Annotated in this window: 16 protein-coding genes; 4 read left to right on the top strand and 12 right to left on the bottom strand. The window is 68.3% G+C overall.

All coding sequences use genetic code 11. The features are described 5' to 3' along the window. Nucleotide 1 precedes the first annotated feature (1 nt). The 3 genes from AC2SGK_RS02215 to AC2SGK_RS02205 all read left to right on the top strand — a co-directional run bounded on the left by AC2SGK_RS02215 (nt 2) and on the right by AC2SGK_RS02205 (nt 3,248). On the top strand, nt 2-688 hold the full coding sequence (locus AC2SGK_RS02215) for a M48 family metallopeptidase (RefSeq protein ID WP_488321972.1): 687 nt from the start codon (nt 2-4) through the stop codon (nt 686-688). Between the two features lie 71 nt (nt 689-759). Then, a complete protein-coding gene (locus AC2SGK_RS02210) occupies nt 760-1,923 on the top strand; it encodes a hypothetical protein (protein WP_488321971.1) in 1,164 nt (387 codons plus the stop codon). Then, on the top strand, nt 1,920-3,248 hold the full coding sequence (locus AC2SGK_RS02205; RefSeq protein WP_488321970.1) for a cytochrome P450: 1,329 nt from the start codon (nt 1,920-1,922) through the stop codon (nt 3,246-3,248). Before AC2SGK_RS02210 ends, AC2SGK_RS02205 begins: the two co-directional genes overlap by 4 nt. Here AC2SGK_RS02205 and AC2SGK_RS02200 read toward each other — a convergent pair. The 11 genes from AC2SGK_RS02200 to AC2SGK_RS02150 all read right to left on the bottom strand — a co-directional run bounded on the left by AC2SGK_RS02200 (nt 3,245) and on the right by AC2SGK_RS02150 (nt 16,127). After that, entirely contained in the window at nt 3,245-4,345 is a 1,101-nt protein-coding gene (locus AC2SGK_RS02200) for an ABC transporter ATP-binding protein (protein WP_488321969.1), read from the bottom strand. The two genes, AC2SGK_RS02205 and AC2SGK_RS02200, sit on opposite strands and share 4 nt — an antisense overlap. A 14-nt stretch (nt 4,346-4,359) precedes the next feature. After that, a complete protein-coding gene (locus AC2SGK_RS02195; RefSeq protein ID WP_488321968.1) occupies nt 4,360-5,172 on the bottom strand; it encodes an ABC transporter permease in 813 nt (270 codons plus the stop codon). Beyond that, complete coding sequence (locus AC2SGK_RS02190; protein ID WP_488321967.1) at nt 5,169-6,041, bottom strand: ABC transporter permease; 873 nt, start codon at nt 6,039-6,041, stop codon at nt 5,169-5,171. The genes AC2SGK_RS02195 and AC2SGK_RS02190 overlap by 4 nt, the downstream gene beginning before the upstream one ends. A gap of 82 nt (nt 6,042-6,123) precedes the next feature. Then, nucleotides 6,124-6,894 (bottom strand): squalene/phytoene synthase family protein, encoded by a 771-nt coding sequence (locus AC2SGK_RS02185; protein ID WP_488321966.1) that lies wholly within the window; start codon nt 6,892-6,894, stop codon nt 6,124-6,126. Continuing rightward, nucleotides 6,894-8,360, bottom strand: a complete 1,467-nt coding sequence (cysS, locus tag AC2SGK_RS02180; protein ID WP_488321965.1) for a cysteine--tRNA ligase — start codon at nt 8,358-8,360, stop codon at nt 6,894-6,896. Before cysS ends, AC2SGK_RS02185 begins: the two co-directional genes overlap by 1 nt. Nucleotides 8,361-8,389: 29 nt before the next feature. After that, entirely contained in the window at nt 8,390-9,613 is a 1,224-nt protein-coding gene (locus tag AC2SGK_RS02175; RefSeq protein ID WP_488321964.1) for a glycosyltransferase, read from the bottom strand. Continuing rightward, nucleotides 9,610-11,244: an ABC transporter ATP-binding protein gene (locus AC2SGK_RS02170; protein WP_488322198.1), complete on the bottom strand. Its 1,635-nt coding sequence runs from the start codon at nt 11,242-11,244 to the stop codon at nt 9,610-9,612. The genes AC2SGK_RS02175 and AC2SGK_RS02170 overlap by 4 nt, the downstream gene beginning before the upstream one ends. 65 nt (nt 11,245-11,309) lie before the next feature. Further along, nucleotides 11,310-12,413 carry an ABC transporter permease gene (locus AC2SGK_RS02165; RefSeq protein ID WP_488321963.1) on the bottom strand — a complete coding sequence of 368 codons (1,104 nt, stop codon included), beginning with the start codon at nt 12,411-12,413 and terminating at the stop codon, nt 11,310-11,312. Further along, a complete protein-coding gene (locus tag AC2SGK_RS02160) occupies nt 12,413-13,495 on the bottom strand; it encodes a microcin C ABC transporter permease YejB (RefSeq protein ID WP_488321962.1) in 1,083 nt (360 codons plus the stop codon). Before AC2SGK_RS02160 ends, AC2SGK_RS02165 begins: the two co-directional genes overlap by 1 nt. Nucleotides 13,496-13,597: 102 nt before the next feature. Beyond that, nucleotides 13,598-15,454 (bottom strand): extracellular solute-binding protein, encoded by a 1,857-nt coding sequence (locus AC2SGK_RS02155; protein WP_488321961.1) that lies wholly within the window; start codon nt 15,452-15,454, stop codon nt 13,598-13,600. 139 nt (nt 15,455-15,593) lie between these two features. Continuing rightward, the gene (locus AC2SGK_RS02150) at nt 15,594-16,127 is read right to left on the bottom strand and encodes a c-type cytochrome (protein ID WP_488321960.1); all 534 of its coding nucleotides are present in this window, start codon (nt 16,125-16,127) and stop codon (nt 15,594-15,596) included. 121 nt (nt 16,128-16,248) lie between these two features. Here AC2SGK_RS02150 and AC2SGK_RS02145 point away from each other — a divergent pair, with 121 nt between their 5' ends. Continuing rightward, a complete protein-coding gene (locus tag AC2SGK_RS02145; RefSeq protein WP_488321959.1) occupies nt 16,249-17,097 on the top strand; it encodes a prephenate dehydratase in 849 nt (282 codons plus the stop codon). On the opposite strand, the gene AC2SGK_RS02140 is transcribed toward AC2SGK_RS02145, so the two are convergent. Further along, the gene (locus AC2SGK_RS02140) at nt 17,088-17,546 is read right to left on the bottom strand and encodes a hypothetical protein (RefSeq protein WP_488321958.1); all 459 of its coding nucleotides are present in this window, start codon (nt 17,544-17,546) and stop codon (nt 17,088-17,090) included. The genes AC2SGK_RS02145 and AC2SGK_RS02140 overlap by 10 nt on opposite strands. Between the last annotated feature and the right edge of the window lie 144 nt (nt 17,547-17,690).

The raw sequence follows: 17,690 nt of genomic DNA, 5'->3' as shown, positions 1-17,690 counted from the left end.
CATGATGCGTTACCTGCCCTTCATCCTGCTGGCGCTCTATCTGGTCGCGATGTGGTTCTTCTCCGCATGGCGCCTGCGGCAGGAGCTGAACCAGAAGGCCACGCCCCTGACCCATCCCCGCCTGACGCCCATGCTGGAGCGGTTGGGCTGCGCGATGGACCTGCCCCCGATCCGCGCCCATGTCTATGAGGTCGAGCCGGTGAACGGCCTGGCCGCCCCCGACGGGCGAATCTTCCTGACCCGCGGCTTCCTGCGCAAGCTGGACGCCGGAGAGGTCACGCCCGAGGAGCTGGCCAGCGTCATCGCCCATGAGCTGGGCCATGTCAGCCTGGGCCATTCGCGCCGCCGGATGATCGACTTCGCGGGCCAGAACGCCATCCGCATGGCGCTGGCCGGAGTGCTGGGGCGCATCCTGCCGGGCGTCGGCGCCTGGATCGCCAACCTGATCGCCACCGCCGTCGCCGCCCGCCTGTCGCGCCAGGACGAGTTTGAGGCCGACCGGTTTGCCAGCGCGCTGATGATCAGGGCGGGCCTCGGCACCTCCCCGCAGAAGTCGCTGTTCCGCAAGCTGGAGGCGCTGACCGGCGCGGGCGGCGCGCGCCCGCCCGCCTGGTTCCTGTCGCACCCGCCCACCGCGCAGCGCATCGCCGCCATCGAGGCGCTGGAGGCGCGCTGGCAGGCGCGTTAGGCACGCCGCGGAAAGCGGTCTTGCCGGAGCGGGATTTCCCCCTATTGTTGCGGGGATAGCCCAGAGGCCCGATGCAACCGCCGTTCCGACGCCATGTCCTCTACCTGCCCGGTTTCGACCCGATCCCGCCGCGCCGCTATCGCGAGCTGTATCGCCGCGAGGGCGCCGATCAGGCCCGCATCTCGGGCCACCGGCTGCGCATCACCAAGGCGCGGGCCGAGGGCTTTGCCTGGGCCGTCCACGGCCGCGTCGAGGGGCGCGACACCGCCACCGTGATCGAGGTCGCCGTTTGGTCGGACATTGTGCAGGCCTCGATGCGGCGCAGCATCGCGGGCACATACCTGCAGCTGGTGCGCACCGCCTGGACCTATATCGCCACCGGGACCCTGTCGCGGCTGATGCGGCTGCGGCGCGGGCCGGTCATCGCGGCGCTCTATCCCATCGCGGTGCTGCTGGCGCAGCTGGCGCTGGCGGTCCTGGCGGGGGCGCTGGCCGCGTGGCTGGTCGGCGGCTGGCCGGGTCTGGCCTTGGGCGCGGCTGCGGCCTGGGGCGTGCTGGTGGCGGGGCGGAGGCTGGATGGCCGCCTTTTTGCCTATTACCTGATGCACGACTATGCCTTCACCGCGGCCCATCGCGGCGCCTATCCGCCCGCGCTGGAGGCGCGCCTGACCGCCTTCCGCGCCCGTCTGGACGCGATCCTGGACGACGGCCCGGACGAGGTGCTGGTCGTGGGCCATTCCTCGGGCGCCTATCTGGCGGTGTCGCTGCTGGCCGACCTGCTGCGCACGCGCCAGGCCCCCGGCCCGGCCCTGTCGCTGCTGACGCTTGGCCAGGTCGTGCCGATGGCGGCCTTCCTGCCCGATGCGACGCGGCTTCGCGACGATCTGGCCTGGATCTCGCGCAGCGACCAGCTGTTCTGGCTGGACGTGACCGCGCCGGGCGATGCCTGCTGCTTCGCGCTCTGCGATCCGGTGGCGGTCTGCGGGCTGGGCGGGGCGGATCAGCGGGGGCCGCTGGTCCTCTCGGCGGCCTACAGCCACACGCTGTCGCCCGAACGGCTGGCGGCGCTCAGGAACCGCTGGTTCCGGCTGCATTTCCAGTATCTCTGCGCCTTCGACCGGCCCGGCGATTACGACTATTTCGCCATCACCGCCGGCCCGCGGACGCTGGCGCAGCGGTTCGCGGGGCGCAAACCGTCGCCCGCGCGGATCACCCGGCCCGTGGGCGCGCGGTGACGCCCCGGCCCCGGGGCGCGGAGGGGCGCGGCACCCTGCGCGGGCTGATCCGGGGGTTCCGGCGTGACCTGCTGGGCGCGCTGCCCGAACGCCTCTACGGCGCTTGGATGGCCGAATTCCGCACCCCGCTGATCCACAGCTTCTTCTGCAACGATCCGGCGCTGATCCGGCTGATCCTGCAGGAGCGGCCGGGCGATTTTCCGAAATCGAACCGCATGCGCGAGGGTCTGGCGCCGCTTCTGGGCAACGGCGTCTTCATCGCGAACGGCGCGGATTGGGCTCGCCAGCGGCGCATCATCGACCCGGCCCTCGACGGCGGCCGGCTGCGCGACAGCTTTCCCGCCGTGCTGGCCGCCGCGCGCGCGGCCAGCCTTCGGCTGGAACAGGGCGAACAGGACATCGAGCCGCAGGCCGCCCATGCCGCCGCCGACGTGATCTTTCGCACGCTGTTCTCGCTGCCCGTCGAACATCGCATCGCCACGGATGTGTTCGAGGCGTTCCGCGACCACCAGGCCGCCCAGCCCCTGGTGAACCTGGCGGCCCTGCTGCCCCTGCCCGCCTGGATGCCGCGGCCCCATTCGCGCCGCACCCGCGCCACCGCCGCGCGCATCCGCGGGCTGATCGGCGATCTGGTGCGCGAGCGTCGCGGGGCCATCGCGGCAGGCACCGCGCCCGACGATCTGGCCACGCGGATCATGACAACCCCAGACCCCGAAACGGGCACGCCGTTTTCGGAGGCCGAGATGATCGACCAGGTCGCGGTGATGTTCCTGGCCGGGCATGAGACCAGCGCCTCGGTCCTGGCCTGGGCGCTGTGGCTGCTGGCCGCCCATCCCGACTGGCAGGAGCGCGTGGCGGCAGAGGCCGCGACCCTCGACGATTTCGCCAGCGTCGGCGGGCTGCGCGCCACACGCGCCGTGTTCCGCGAGGCGCTGCGCCTCTATCCCGCCGTCGCGATGGTCGTCCGCGAGGCCACGGCGCCGGAGACGTTCCGCGACCGCGCCGTGCCGCGCGGGGCGCAGTTGGTCATCTCTCCGTGGCATCTGCACCGGCACAACCGGCTGTGGGACCGACCCGACGACTTCGACCCCGCCCGGTGGGACACGCCCGAAGGCCGCGCCAGCGCCCGCGCGGCGTTCCTGCCCTTCCTGGCCGGGCCGCGCGCCTGTCCCGGCGCGGGGCTGGCGATGGTCGAGGGGGTGGTGATGCTGGCCGCGATCACCGCGCGGTGGCGGCTGGAGGTGACCGACCGCCAGCCGATGCCCGTGGCGCGGCTGACGATCCGGGCGCGCCACGGGATCTGGGTCAGGCTGACGCCGCGCTAGCGGAACAGGACAAGCGATCCGGGCGACCAGGCCAGCCGGGTCCGCGTGCCGACCTCCTGCACGTCGCGGCCAAAGACGTTGCGCATGGAGATGCGGACTGTGCGCGACTTGCCGTCGTCGCGGGCCACCCCGTCCAGGCGCAGGTCGTAATAGGTCATGTCGCCGTAATAGACGACCTCGTCGATGGTGGCGTTGGTCTCGCGCGGCTGCGTGTGGGTCGCGCCCGGACCGACCAGGGTCATCGTCTCGGGGCGGAAACCGATCACGTCCCCCTGGTCGTCCGGGTTGGCGCGGCTGATCTGGCGCTCGGGCAGCTCGACCCTGCCCAGGCCCGCGACATCGACGGTGACCGTGCCGCCCATCTCCGACAGGATCGTGGCCGGCAGGAAGTTCATCACCCCGATGAAATCGGCGACCCGGCGCGTGGCCGGCCGGGCATAGAGGGCCTCGGGGCCGTCCAGCTGCGCGATCTCGCCCTCGAACATGACGGCGATGCGGTCGGACATGACCAAGGCCTCCTCCTGGTCATGGGTGACCAGGACGAAGGTGATGCCGACCTGCCGCTGCAGCTTGATCAGCTCGACCTGCATCTGCTCGCGCATCTTGCGGTCCAGCGCCGACAGCGGCTCGTCCAACAGCAGCACCTTGGGCTTCAGGATCAGCGCGCGTGCCAGCGCCACGCGTTGCCGCTGGCCGCCCGACAGGGCATGGGCGGACCGCGCGCCGTATCCCTTGAGGCCGACCATGGCCAGCGCCTCCTCGACCGCGGCGGCCTTCTCGGCCTTGCCGCGCGGATCGCGGCGCAGGCCGAAGGCCACGTTCTCGGCGACCGTCAGGTGAGGGAAGATGGCATAGGACTGGAACACCATGTTGGTGGGCCGCTTGTTCGCGGGCACCTCCTCCATGCGCTTGCCGCCGATCAGGATGGCGCCGTCGCTGATGTCCTCGAAGCCCGCGATGGTGCGCAGAAGCGTGGTCTTGCCGCAGCCCGACGGGCCCAGCAGGGAGAAGAACTCTCCGGCCCGGATGGTCAGGTCGATCCCGCGCAGGGCGTGGTAATCGCCGTAATACTTGTGGACGCCCTTGCATTCGATCATAGGCTTGGCTTCGGTCACATCAACCCTCCGGTGGGCTTGCCGCCGATGCGGGCATTGCCCCGGCGGCGGAAATATTCGCCGATCGCCAGAAGGACGACCGACAGGATCACCAGCACCGTGCCCAACGCCATGATGACGGGGATCGCGCGCGGAAAGCGCAGCTGGCTGAAGATGTAGGTGGGCAGCGTCGGTTCGTTCCCCGCCAGGAAGAAGGCCAGGATGAACTCGTCCAGGCTGATGGTGAAGCTGATCAGCAGCGCGCTGATGATGCCCGGCATGACCAGGGGCAGCGTGACCAGACGGAACGCGCCCCATTTCGTCTCGCCCAGGTCATAGGCGGCTTCCTCCAGGCTGCGGTCCAGCGACGAAAAGGCGGTGGTCAGCACGGCGATGGCATAGGGCATGCAGACCAGCGTATGCCCCGCGATGACCGTCATCAGCGACAGCTGCACCCCCATGCCCAGCAGCACGACCAGCAGCGACATGGCCACGATGATCTCGGGCAGCACCATGGGCAGCATGATGAAGCCCATGATCCCGCCCTTGCCCGGAAAGACGAAGCGGGTCGAGGCGCGCGCCGCGAAGATGCCGAAGCAGGTCGCCAGGATGGACGAGGCCACCGCCACGGTCAGCGAATTGGTCAGCGCCCGGCGCAGCGTCGCGTCGCCCCACATCTGCCGGAACCAGTCGGTCGTCACCCCCTGCAGCGGAAAGGCGATGATCGTGCCGGAGTTCAGCGCGAACATCGGCAGCAGGATGATCGGCGCATAGAGAAACAGCAGATAGAAGATGGCATAGGCCTGAAGCCCGCGTCCCTGGCGGTTCATTGGCGCACCCTGAGGAAACGGCGGTTTAGGAACAGGAAGACCAGGCTGACCACCGCCACGATGGCCATGGCCGTCACCGCCAGCGCCGATCCCAGGGGCCGGTTGTCCAGCGCCAGCATCTGGACCTGGATCAGGTTGGCGATCATCGGGATCTTGCCGCCGCCGATGACCTCGGGCGTGACATAGTCGCCGACGGTCGGGATGAAGACGATCAGCACCGCCGCGATGACCCCCGGCATCGCCAGGGGCAGCGTCACCCGCCAGAAGGTCATCAGCCGGCTTTCGCCCAGATCGCGCCCGGCCTCCAGCAGGGAGCGGTCGATCTTCTCCAGCGCGACGAAGATCGGCAGGATCGCGAAGGGCGCATAGGCATGGGCCAGCGTCAGCACGATCGCGTTGGTGTTGTAGAGGATGAAGGTCAGCGGCTCGTCGATGATGCCAAGCCCCGTCAGGGACGAGTTGATGACCCCGTTGTATCCCAGGATCACCTTCCACAGGAATACCCGGATCAGATAGCTGGTCCAGAAGGGAATCGTGATCAGGAACAGCCACATGGCCTTCTTTTCGGGCCGCACGCAGAAGCTGACGTAATAGGCGACCGGAAAGGCCATCACCACGGTGGCCAGCGTCACGATGGCCGCCACCATCAGCGAGCGCAGCATGACGGTCCGCACGATCGGGTCGGTCAGCACCTGGGCATAGCTGTCCAAGGTGAATTCGCGCAGGACCTCCAGATAGCCGTCGGTCAGGAAGCTGTAGGCCAGGATGGTGACCAGCGGCGCGGCCAGGATGACCAGTGCATAGACGAATGGCGGCGCGACCAGGGACAGCCCTGCCCGCGCTTCGGCGTCAAACCTGGCCTTTGCCATCCCGATCCCTCTTTGCTGCCGCCCCGGCCTTTCGCAATTGCTGGCACAGGCCGGACGCAAGGAAAAGACCTTTCTGCCCGGCTCAGCGCCACCAACGCCCGGTCAGCGCCAGCCGCGCCAGCGATGCGCGCCGCTGGAACGGGGTGATCGGCGGGCTGTCGGCGAAGGGGTCCAGGCGGCCCGCGATGATCTCGGACAGCAGGCGAGGCACGCGAGGGCCCGGATAAAGCGCCGCCGCCGCCCGGCGCGGCAGCTTGCGGTGCATCCGCGCGGCCATGCGCAGCCCGTCGCGCGCCTGTTCGGCCAGGACCCGCGCGTCCTCGGGGCGGGCCGGTTCCAGCCCCAGCCGGACTGCCTGCAATTGCGGCAGCGCGCGCAGCCAGGCCGCCAGCCCCGCGCCACGCGCCTGACGGGCGACCACCTCGCGCGCGCCTTCCGTCGCTCCGCAGCGCCGCGCGGCCAGCCACATCAGCTGCCCCGCCGTCTCCTCGACATAGCGCGCGACCGCGTCGGGGGTGGCAAAGGGCTGGCGCTCGCAGTCGCGGCGGCGCGGTTCGGCAAGGGCGGCCAGCCCGCCCGCCTCCGCCCCCCAGGCCTTCCACAGCGGCGTCAGCACGTCGTGCAGCGGCGGCGCCTTGCCGCGGCCCATCTCCTCCAGCCGGTCGATCCACCATTGCAGCCGCATCTCGGCCAGCATCGGCTCGGCCGACTGGAAGGGCGCGCGGGCGACCTCCAGGTTCAGCGCATAGAGCGTGACCAGCGCCGGGCGGTCCTGCGGCTCGGCCACAAGCACCGCACCGAAGCGGTCGGGGTCATGCTGCCGCAGGCTCTCGGTGCAGGCCTCCAGGGTCATTAAGCTAGACCGTCCAAGACCGATTCATCGAAATCGCCCGGGATGGTAAATGAGGACGGTGCGCCGGGCGTATCACGGATCTCAATACCTGCATCCACCAACGCTTTCCGAATTCGATCGGCTGTCGCAAAGTCCTTGACCCGCTTCGCTTCGTCTCGGGCAATCAATACGGCAGCGACACGTTCGCGGGCGGGGTGATCGCCAAGGCTTCCTACACCCAATCGGGCGATGCTTCCGATTTCATCCCAATCCGACACGAAGCCCATCAATTCCAACGACGCGGCGAACGGCGCCATTTGCACAGCGCTTTCGCTGGTCTGGAACTTATGCAATGCGGCCATTGCCTCCGCAGCGTTTAAGTCATTAGCAAGTGCATTAACGACGGCATCCAAGGGCTTCCAGACGCCGCCGTCTTTTAGAACGTCTATCATCCGGCGACTATAGCCCGCCTTTACAAGAGCGAAAAACCACTCTTCGATATGCCGTTCGGCCTCCTGCGCCTTGGCCTCGGTCCAGTCCATCGGCTTGCGGTAATGCGTGGACAGCATGACAAAGCGGATCACCTCACCCGGCACGCCCCGGTCCAGCAGGTCGCGCACGGTGAAGAAGTTGCCCAAGGATTTGGACATCTTCTTCCCCTCGACCTGCAGCATCTCGTTGTGCAGCCAGACATTGGCAAAGCCTGCGCCGGGATGGGCGCAGCAGCTCTGGGCGATCTCGTTCTCGTGGTGCGGGAACTGCAGGTCGATCCCGCCGCCATGGATGTCGAAATGCGGCCCCAGCAACGCCGCCGACATGGCCGAACATTCGATGTGCCAACCCGGACGCCCCCGTCCCCAGGGGCTGTCCCATCCCGGCAGGTCGTCGGACGACGGCTTCCAGAGCACGAAATCCATCGGGTCGCGCTTGAAGGGCGCGACCTCGACCCGCGCGCCCGCGATCATGTCGTCGACCGACCGGCCCGACAGCTTGCCGTAGTCCGGGAAGGAGCGCACGTCGAACAGCACATGCCCCTCGGCCTCATAGGCATGGCCCTTGGCGATCAGGTCCGCGGTCATCACGATCATCTGGCCGATATAGGCCGTGGCTCGCGGCTCGTGATCGGGGCGCAGGGCGCCCAACGCATCCATGTCGGCGTGATACCAGCCGATCGTCTCCTCGGTCCGCTCGGCGATCAGCGCCTCCAGCGACAGCTCCGACCCGGCGTCGCGGCGGCGCTGCGCCTCGGCGTTGATCTTGTCGTCGACGTCGGTGAAGTTGCGCACATAGGTGACCGCGCCCGCGCCATAGACATGCCGCAGCAGCCGCACCAGCAGATCAAAGACAAGCACCGGCCGCGCATTGCCCAGATGCGCCCGGTCATAGACCGTCGGCCCGCACAGATAGAGACGCACGTTGCCTGCGTCGATGGGGACGAAATCCTCCTTGCGGCGGGTGCGGGTGTTGGTCAGCCGGATCTGGGTCATGGGGGCCTCGTCGTCGGGGTCGCACGGGTCTAGCGCATCAGGCCGTGGCTTTCCACCCAGGCAATCTGGCGCGGCAGCGACCGGGACGCCAGATCATAACCCTCAGTGATGGTGCGCCGCGCCGCCGCCCGGATCGCGGGCGCGTCCGGATCGCCCGCAAGCCCTCGGATCAGCGCCGCCGACAGGGCCTCGCGGTCGAAGAACCCGACCAGCCGGCCGTTGACGCCATCGGTGATCAGCTCGCGCACCGGCTCCGTGTCCGATCCCACGACATAGGCCCCCGCCGCCATCGCCTCGGTCAGCGACCAGGACAGCACGAAGGGATAGGTCAGATAGCAATGCACCCGCGCCACCCGGATCAGCGCCAGATAGTCGGCATAGGGCACGCGGCCCAGGAAATGCAGCCGCGACAGGTCCAGACGCCCGCCCAGCTCGGCCAGCATCTTGTCCTTCCAGCTGTTCGCGTCGCGCGGCCTGCCGCCGTAGCTGGTGCCGTCCGCCCCCACCAGCACCACCTGCGCGCGGGGCCGCGCCTCCATCACCTCGGGCAGCGCGCGCATGAAGCTGTGAAAGCCGCGATAGGGCTCCAGCGAGCGCGAGACATAGGACAGGACCTCGTCCCCCGCACGCAGCGTCGGCCCGTCGGGCAGGGTCAGGACGGCATCGGGGTCGGGCGACACGCGCGCCGTGTCGATGCCGTCATGGATCACGGTGATCTTGCCGCCCAGCTCGGGCGGAAAGCTGTCCGCCTGATAGCGGGTCGGCGCGATGGCCGCATCGGCCTGCACCAGCGCCTGGATCAGATGCGCGGACCGCGCCACGGTCATGAAGCGCGTCTCGTCCCGGTCGGGGCTGACCTCGGGGTCGAAGCCCACGTCATGGCCGCGGGTGCGGTACATCAGCTCGGCATAGACCAGCAGGCGCGCCTGCGGCCAGATCTCCTTCAGGAACAGCGTCTCGCCCCAGCCCGGATGGCCGATGATGACATCGGGGTGGAACCCGTGCCGGTCGCGCAGCGCCCGCGCCCCCCGCGCCGCCAGCAGACCGCGCTCGGCATGCTCGGCATAGCTGCGTCCCAGCGCGCTGGCGGTCTGCACCGGATCGGGCGCCTTGTAGCGCAGGATGCGGATCGGGCTGGTGCGCTCGTTCTTCTCGTCGGTCAGGGCCAGCACCTCGTGGCCGCGCGCGGCCAGGGCGGGTGCCAGATGCGGAAACTGGCCCGGAAAGTTCTGGTCGACGAACAGGATCCTCATGCGTGGATCGGAAAGGCCGCGCGCAGCAGGGCGCGGGTGTACTCCTCACGCGGGGCATCGAAGATCTGCGCGGTGCTGCCCTGCTCGATCACCTCGCCCGCGCGCATGACCATGATGTGATGCGCCATGGCGCGCACCACGCGCAGGTCGTGGCTGATGAACAGGAAGGCCAGCCCGTGCCGCTCCTGCAGGTCGCGCAGCAGGTCGACGATCTGGACCTGCACGGTCATGTCCAGCGCGCTGGTCGGCTCGTCCAGCACGACGACCTTGGGGCGCAGGATCATCGCGCGGGCGATGGCGATGCGCTGGCGCTGCCCGCCGCTGAACTCGTGCGGATAGCGGTGCATCATCTCGGGGTTCAGCCCGACCTCGGACATGATCTCGGCGACCATCCGGCGGCGGTCGCGGCCCGGCTCGACCCCGTGGACGCCCAGGCCCTCGGTGATGATCTGCTCGACCGTCATGCGGGGCGACAGGCTGCCATAGGGGTCCTGGAACACGATCTGCATGTCGCGGCGCAGGCGGCGCAGGCGCGGCCCGGACCAGCCCTGGATGTCCTGGCCCAGATAGAGGATCGGCCCTCGGCTCTCGATCAGCCGCATGATCGCCAAGGCCAGCGTCGTCTTGCCCGACCCGGATTCGCCCACCACGCCCAGGGTCTCTCCGGCGCGCAGGCTGAGCGTCGCGCCGTCCACCGCCTTCACATGACCGGTCACGCGGCGCAGAAGGCCGCGCTTGATGGGAAACCAGACCTTCAGGTCGCGCGTCTCGACCATCACCGGCGCTTCGGGCGGCACGGGCCGCGCCTGCCCCTGCGGTTCGGCCGCCAGCAGCTTGCGGGTATAGGGGTGGCGCGGATCGGCGAAGATCGCCTCGACCGGGCCCTGTTCCACGATCTCGCCGTCCTTCATCACGCAGACCCGGTCGGCGATGCGGCGCACGATGCCCAGGTCGTGGCTGATGAACAGCATCGACAGCCCTTCGGTCGCCTTCAGCTCGGCCAGCAGGGACAGGATCTGCGCCTGGATGGTCACGTCCAGCGCGGTCGTGGGCTCGTCCGCGATCAGCAGGTCGGGGCCGTTGGCCAGCGCCATGGCGATCATCACGCGCTGGCGCTGACCGCCCGACAGCTGGTGCGGATAATCGGCCAGCCGCGTCTCGGGGTCGCGGATGCCGACGCGGGTCAGCAGCTCCACGATGCGCGCCCGCGCCTTGGCGCCCTTCAGGCCCTGATGCAGCGCCAGGCTTTCCGAGAGCTGCTTTTCCAGCGTGTGCAGCGGGTTCAACGAGGTCATCGGCTCTTGGAAGATGAAGCTGATGTCGTTGCCACGGATCTCGCGCAGGGCGCGGTCGGGGGCGCCGACCATCTCGCGGCCCGCGTATCTCACCGACCCCTCGACCACGGCGGACGCGCCCAGAAGCTGCACCGTGGACAGCGCCGTGACCGACTTGCCCGAGCCGGATTCGCCGACGATGGCCACCGTCTCGCCCCGCGCGATGTGAAAGCTGACGCCCTTGACGGCGGGGATCACCTGCCCCTCGCTGCGAAAGCCGATGCGCAGGTCGGTGACGGCCAGCACCGCGTCCGACGGCGGCGCGGGCGCGGGGCGGGCCTCGGCCTCTCCGGGCATGGACCCGCCATGGCTCTCGGCCACGGCGGCGGGGGCGCCGGGGGCGGGACGGATGGGCAGATCGCTCATCGGAAGGTCTTTCGCGGGTCGAAGGCGTCGCGGATGCCCTCGAAGATGAACACCAGAAGCGACAGCATGATCGCAAAGGTGAAGAAGGAGGTGAAGGCCAGCCACGGCGCCTGCAGGTTCTGCTTGGCCTGAAGCGCCATCTCGCCCAGGGAGGCCGCACCCGCGGGCAGGCCGTAGCCCAGATAGTCCAGCGCTGCCAACCCGCTGATCGTGCCGGTCACCACGAAGGGCAGCATGGTCAGCGTGGCGACCATGGCGTTGGGCAGGATGTGGCGGAACATGATGACCCGGTCGCTGACCCCCAAGGCACGCGCCGCGCGGACATATTCGAAATTGCGCGCGCGCAGGAACTCGGCCCGCACCACGCCGACCAAGGCGGGCCAACCGAAGAGAATGGTCACGAAGACCAGCAACCAGAAGCTGCGTCCCAGGATCGCGAAGAGGATGATGATGACGTAGAGGCTGGGCGTCGAGGCCCAGATCTCCAGCACGCGCTGGAACACCAGATCGGTGCGTCCTCCGAAATAGCCTTGGATTGCGCCGGCCGCGATGCCGATGGTCGAGGCCACGACCGTCACGATCAGCGTGAACAGGATCGAGGTGCGGAACCCGTAGATCACGCGGGCCAGCACGTCGCGCGCCGTGTCGTCCGTACCCAGCCAGTGGTTCGCGTCCGGCGCGGAGGGCGCGGTGCCCACGTTGTTGATGGTGCGGTAGTGATAGGGGATCGGCGGCCAGACCATCCAGCCCTGCTCGGCCTTGGGCGCGTCGGTCGAGCCGGACTGCACGGCGGCCATGAACCCCTCGGGGTCGTCCCAGCATTCCTCGCGCCCGCCCGAGACGATCAGGCACTGCACCGCCTCGTCGCGATAGATCGCCTCGGTGCCGAAGTCGCCACCGAACGCGGTCTCAGGATAGAAATTGTACGCGGGCCAGTAGAGGTCGCCGCGATAGCTGACGACCACGGGTTTGTCATTGGCCACGACCTCGGCGAACATCGCGGTGACAAACAGCACGGCAAAGATCACCAGCGACCAGAAGGCGCGGCCATTCCGGCGGAAGTTGCGCCAGCGGCGGCGGTTCAGTTCCGACATCGCCATCAGCCGGCCCTCCGCTCGAAATCGATGCGCGGATCGACGAAGACATACATCAGGTCGGACAGGATGCCCACGACCAGGCTCATCAGGCCGAAGACGTAGAGCGTGCCGAAGATCACCGGATAATCGCGCTGGACCGCCGCCTCGAAGCCAAGCCGCCCCAGCCCGTCCAGCGAGAAGATCGTCTCGATCAGGATCGACGACCCGAAGAACACCCCCAGGAACATCGCCGGAAAGCCCGCGATCACGATCAGCATGGCGTTGCGGAAGACATGGCCATACAGGACGCGGCGCTCGGTCAGGCCCTTGGCGCGGGCGGTCATCACGTACTGCTTGTTGATCTCGTCCAGGAAGCTGTTCTTGGTCAGGAGCGTCAGCGTGGCAAAGCTGCTGATCGTGGCCGCGATCACCGGCAGGGTCGCGTGCCAGGCATAGTCCTTGACCTTGCCCCAGACCGACAGGTCCGCGAAATTGTCGCTGGTCAGGCCGCGCAGCGGGAATATCTGCCAGTAGCTGCCGCCCGCGAACAGCACCATCAGCACCACCGCGAACAGGAATGCCGGGATCGCATAGGCCATGATGATCACGCCCGAGGTCCAGGTGTCAAAGCGCGTCCCGTCCCGCGTGGCCTTGGCGATGCCCAGGGGGATCGAGATCAGATAGGCGATCAGCGTCGACCACAGGCCGAGCGTGATCGACACGGGCATCTTCTCGACCACCAGGTCCATCACGCTGATCGAGCGGAACCAGGACACCCCGAAATCGAAGCGGACATAGTTCCACATCATCGACAGGAAGCGTTCGACCGGCGGCTTGTCGAAGCCGAACTCGCGCTCCAGCTGGGCGATGAACTCGGGCGGCAGGCCGCGTGCGCCCTCGTATCCACTGTCGCCGGCCAGCTGCTCGGCACTGTCGGCGGTGGCGCCGGACAGGTTGCCCATCACGTCGCCCTCGCCCCGGACCTGGGCCGCGATCTGCTCGATCGGGCCGCCGGGGACGAATTGCGTCAGGGTGAAGTTCACGACCATGATGCCGATCAGCGTCGGAATGATCAGCAGCAGTCGCCGCAGGATGTAGGCGCCCATCAGCGCAAGCCCTTCCCCGTTCGGTGCGGCCCCCTTGGCGGGACCTTGTCGTTAACCGCGCTTGTCGGCAATCCGCGCCGGGAAATCAAGCGCATCGCAGGCTCAGCGCAGCTGACCCGCGGCGCGCAGCTCCTCGGCGCGGGCTTGGTCGTACCACCAGAAATCCGTCACCCCCAGGCCCAGGGTGGGCAGGGTCTCGGGGCGGTCATAGACGTCCCAGTAGGCGACCGTGGTCACGGGCTTGTACCATTGCGGGATCCAGAAGCGCAGGCTGCGCAGCGCCCGGTCCAGCGCGCGGATGGCGACGCGGTTCTCGGCATCCGTCGCGGCGGCGCTGCCGATCTCGATCAGCGCGTCGATGGCGGGGTTGGCCAAGCCCATCGGGTTGAACACGTCGTCGCTGTGCTCGGAGCCGAAGACCTGCGCCGTGCCGCCGCCGATGCCATAGCCGTTGCCCAGGCTGTCGCGCACGATGTCGAAATCATGGCTGCGGGTGCGGGTGGTCAGCTCGGACGGATCGACCCGTGACAGGACCGCGTCCACGCCGATGGCCCGCAGGTTCTCGACATAGGGGTTCACGATGCGGTCATAGCTCTGGTTGAAGTCCAGGAACTCGACCCGCAGCGTCTGGCCGGCGGCGTTGCGGCGGATGCCGTCGCTGCCGGTGGTCCAGCCCGCCTCGTCCAGCAGCGCGGCCGCCCGGCGCGCATTGCTGCGGTCCAGCTGGCGTTCCCCGCTGACGGGGCTGGTGACGGCATCGGCGGTCAGCACGCCGTCGGGCAGGTCGGCGGCCAGCGGCTCCAGCAGGGCCAGCTCCTCGGGGCTGGGCGGGCCCTCGGCCTTGAGGTCGCTGTTGTCCCAGAAGCTGTCCAGCCGGGTGTTCATGCCATAGAACAGCGCCTGGTTCGACCATTCGAAGTTGAACATCAGCCCGATCGCCTCGCGGACGCGGATGTCCTGGAACTTCTCGCGCCGCAGGTTGAAGACCCAGGCATCACCCGCCGCGATGTTGCCGTCGGGCAGCTCCTCCTTGACGACCGCACCCGAGGCCACCGCCGGGAAGGTGTAGCCCGTGGACCACAGCTGCTCGGACGGCTCGACGCGGAAGGTGTAGATGCCGGCCTTGAACGCCTCGAAGGCCGCGTCGAAATCGGCGAAATACTCGAAGCGCAGCGTGTCGAAATTGTGCCGCCCCACGTTGATGGGCAGGTCCTTGCCCCAATAGTCCGGGTTGCGGCGCATGGTGATCGACCGCCCGAAATCGGCGCTGTCGAAGACATAGGGCCCCGACCCCAGGAAGGGCACGGTGCTGGTCGCCTGGATGTCGCGGGCATTGGCCTCGAAATCGGCGCGCGAGAAGACGATCTGCGCGCCCATCTGCCCGATCACGTCGCGGCGCGGCGCATCCTCGCGGAAGGTGAACTTGATGCGGTGCGGGTCCAGAACCTCGGCGCTCTCGACCATGCGCTTGATCGCCTCGCTGAAGGACGGAAAGCCCTTGTCGCGCAGCAGCTCGAACGAGAACAGAACGTCATCGGCGGTCAGCGGGCTGCCGTCGCTGAAGCGCGCCTCGGGGCGCAGGTTGAAGATCACCCAGTCCCGGCTTTCGGGATATTCGATCGTCTCGCAGATCAGGCAGTAGTCAGAATAGGGGTCGTCCAGCACCGGCACCATCAGCCGCTCCAGCATGATCGTGGAGGGGGCGGTGGCCCGGCCGCGGAAGGTGAAGGGGTTGTAGCTGTCGAAGGTGCCGATGCCGTGCTGGGACATCTCTCCGCCCTTGGGCGCGTCGGGGTTCACATAGGGCAGGTGCGGGAAATCGGCGGGCAGCGCGGGTTCGCCGAAGGTCGCGATGCCATGTGTCTTGATGACCGTCGGATCGCCGGCCGCGTCCTGCGCCCAGGCTGGGACCGCGGCGATCCCAAGAAGCAGCGTGGCAAGGCGGGCGGCGTGGCGCATGTCGTCTCTCCGGTCTGGACCAGCCAGAGGCTAGGCCAGCCAGGGGCCGGGCTTCAAGCCGCGATTTCGTGAACGCTCATGGCAGAAACCCCGGCGCGCGGGCCGGGGTTTGCGGGGTCGTCACGACGGGTCGCGTCGATCAGGGATTCGATTCGAGATAGGCGATCAGGTTCGCGCGGGCCTGCGGATCGCGGATGCCGGCAAAGCTCATCGCGGTGCCCGAGACCAGGCCGCGCGGGTTCTCCAGGAACCGCTGCAGGTGGTCGTAATCCCAGGTCGGGAACTCGGCCGCATGCTCGGTCATCGCGCTAGAATAGCCAAAGCCAGCGACGCTGGCCGTGGCGCGGTTCACGACGCCGTTCAGGTGCGGGCCGACGCCGTCGCTGCCGTCCAGCGCGTGGCAGGACCGACACTTGGCCCATTCCCGCTCTCCGGCGGCGGCATCGGCCGAAGCCATCAGGGCCGCGAAGTCGATCTGCTCCTCCTCCGCGCCGCCACCCTCGGCGGTCTCGGGGACCGGGATGGAATAGGCCTGCGCGACCTCCTCATCGCCATGTCCCCCGCCATGCCCGACCGAGAACAGGCCGCTTGCGGCCCAGTTGGCCAGCATCAGGAACAGCAGCGCACCGATGAGGGCGCCTGCGGCCTTGGTCAGGGTCATGGTATTGAACATCGCGTGCGGTCCCCGCCTTGGTAAGCTCGTCAAGTCGTGCGGTATCTATCCGCTTTCGCTTTCGGGGATCAAGGTATAGTTACCCCGGCACGCTGAATTTTCGGACAGGTGGGGCCGCGCCATGACAACGAATCGCATCGCCTTCCAGGGAGAGCCGGGCGCCTACAGCCATGAGGCCTGCCGCGCCGCCCGCCCCGCCATGGAGACCCTGCCCTGCCGCACCTTCGAGGACGTGATCGAGGCCGTGCGCGCCGGAGAGGCCGATCTGGCCATGCTGCCGGTCGAGAACTCGACCTATGGCCGGGTGGCCGACATCCACCACCTGCTGCCCGAATCCGGCCTGCGGATCATCGACGAGGCCTTCGTGCGCGTCCATATCAGCCTGCTGGCCGTGCCCGGCACCACGCTGGATCAGGTGCGCGACGCGATGAGCCACACAGTCCTGCTGGGCCAGTGCCGGGGCTTCCTGCGCCGCCACGCCATCCGCGCGCTGACCGGCGCGGACACGGCCGGATCGGCCAAGGAGGTCGCGGCACGCGGCGAGCCCGCGCTGGCCGCCCTGGCCGCGCCCCTGGCCGCCGAGATCTATGGGCTGGAGCGTCTGGCCGACCAGATCGAGGACCGGCAGAACAACACGACCCGCTTCCTGATCATGGCGCCCGCCGCCGACCTGACCCGCCGGTCGGAGCGGATGCTGACCAGCTTCGTCTTCCGGGTGCGCAACATCCCGGCCGCGCTCTACAAGGCGATGGGCGGGTTCGCCACGAACGGCGTGAACATGACCAAGCTGGAGAGCTACATGGTCGACGGCGTCTTCACCGCGACGCAGTTCTATGCCGACATCGAGGGCCATCCCGAGGACGCCAACGTCGCCCGCGCGCTGGACGAACTGCGCTACTTCACCTCCAGCCTGGACATCCTGGGCGTCTATCCGGCCGATCCGCTGCGTGAGGCGCAGCGTCAGCGCTGACGGTCGCGCATCTGCTGGATGAGTTCCTCGATCCGGCGCTGATAGCGGCGGTCCAGCTGCCCCTTGCCCAGCTTGGCGGTCTGCAGCATCAGCCGGGCCTTCATGTTGCGGGGCCTGATCTCGGTCTCGACGATGGCGCGCGAGCGGGCGCGGCTCAGCGCGATGACGGTGACGGTAAGGCCGATGTCCAGCGCCTCGGAACGCCCGGCCATGGTCACGGTCTCGGGGCGGTCAAAGCGCGTCACCGCCAGGCGCAGCCGCCGCGCCTTGCCGCGCCAGTCGAAGCCGATGTCCCAGCCCATGCCGATGCCCGGCTCGCTCGATGGGTCCACCCGCGCGACCGAGGCCCCCCGCCCGATCATCATCCGTTCCAGCGTATCGAAGTTGCTGACGGCCTCGAACAGCCTCTCGGCCGGAAAGTCCGCATCGATACGCGTCGAGAACTTCATCTTTAACAACCTGCTGACAGGACCAGATACATCGGGGGAAAAATCCCCCTCATATCGCTGATAGTCCAGATCGGCCAAGGGGTTCAACCAACTCGTCAACATCGTGCAATCTCACTGCCTACATTTTTCCATACTGCCACGATC

This window comes from Paracoccus sp. NIOT.M2S5SZ12, from assembly GCF_057748165.1.
Note: the sequence above shows the minus strand (reverse complement) of the source record. Positions and strands in the feature narration are given on the sequence as shown.

What these genes read in the sequence shown, in the direction of transcription:
- AC2SGK_RS02215 (WP_488321972.1), top strand. Translation starts at nt 2, where the DNA reads ATGATGCGTTACCTGCCCTTCATCCTGCTGGCGCTCTATCTGGTCGCG.
- AC2SGK_RS02210 (WP_488321971.1), top strand. Translation starts at nt 760, where the DNA reads ATGCAACCGCCGTTCCGACGCCATGTCCTCTACCTGCCCGGTTTCGAC.
- AC2SGK_RS02200 (WP_488321969.1), bottom strand. Translation starts at nt 4,345, where the DNA reads ATGATCGAATGCAAGGGCGTCCACAAGTATTACGGCGATTACCACGCC.
- AC2SGK_RS02195 (WP_488321968.1), bottom strand. Translation starts at nt 5,172, where the DNA reads ATGAACCGCCAGGGACGCGGGCTTCAGGCCTATGCCATCTTCTATCTG.
- AC2SGK_RS02190 (WP_488321967.1), bottom strand. Translation starts at nt 6,041, where the DNA reads ATGGCAAAGGCCAGGTTTGACGCCGAAGCGCGGGCAGGGCTGTCCCTG.
- AC2SGK_RS02185 (WP_488321966.1), bottom strand. Translation starts at nt 6,894, where the DNA reads ATGACCCTGGAGGCCTGCACCGAGAGCCTGCGGCAGCATGACCCCGAC.
- cysS (WP_488321965.1), bottom strand. Translation starts at nt 8,360, where the DNA reads ATGACCCAGATCCGGCTGACCAACACCCGCACCCGCCGCAAGGAGGAT.
- AC2SGK_RS02175 (WP_488321964.1), bottom strand. Translation starts at nt 9,613, where the DNA reads ATGAGGATCCTGTTCGTCGACCAGAACTTTCCGGGCCAGTTTCCGCAT.
- AC2SGK_RS02170 (WP_488322198.1), bottom strand. Translation starts at nt 11,244, where the DNA reads ATGCCCGGAGAGGCCGAGGCCCGCCCCGCGCCCGCGCCGCCGTCGGAC.
- AC2SGK_RS02165 (WP_488321963.1), bottom strand. Translation starts at nt 12,413, where the DNA reads ATGGCGATGTCGGAACTGAACCGCCGCCGCTGGCGCAACTTCCGCCGG.
- AC2SGK_RS02160 (WP_488321962.1), bottom strand. Translation starts at nt 13,495, where the DNA reads ATGGGCGCCTACATCCTGCGGCGACTGCTGCTGATCATTCCGACGCTG.
- AC2SGK_RS02155 (WP_488321961.1), bottom strand. Translation starts at nt 15,454, where the DNA reads ATGCGCCACGCCGCCCGCCTTGCCACGCTGCTTCTTGGGATCGCCGCG.
- AC2SGK_RS02150 (WP_488321960.1), bottom strand. Translation starts at nt 16,127, where the DNA reads ATGTTCAATACCATGACCCTGACCAAGGCCGCAGGCGCCCTCATCGGT.
- AC2SGK_RS02145 (WP_488321959.1), top strand. Translation starts at nt 16,249, where the DNA reads ATGACAACGAATCGCATCGCCTTCCAGGGAGAGCCGGGCGCCTACAGC.
- AC2SGK_RS02140 (WP_488321958.1), bottom strand. Translation starts at nt 17,546, where the DNA reads ATGAAGTTCTCGACGCGTATCGATGCGGACTTTCCGGCCGAGAGGCTG.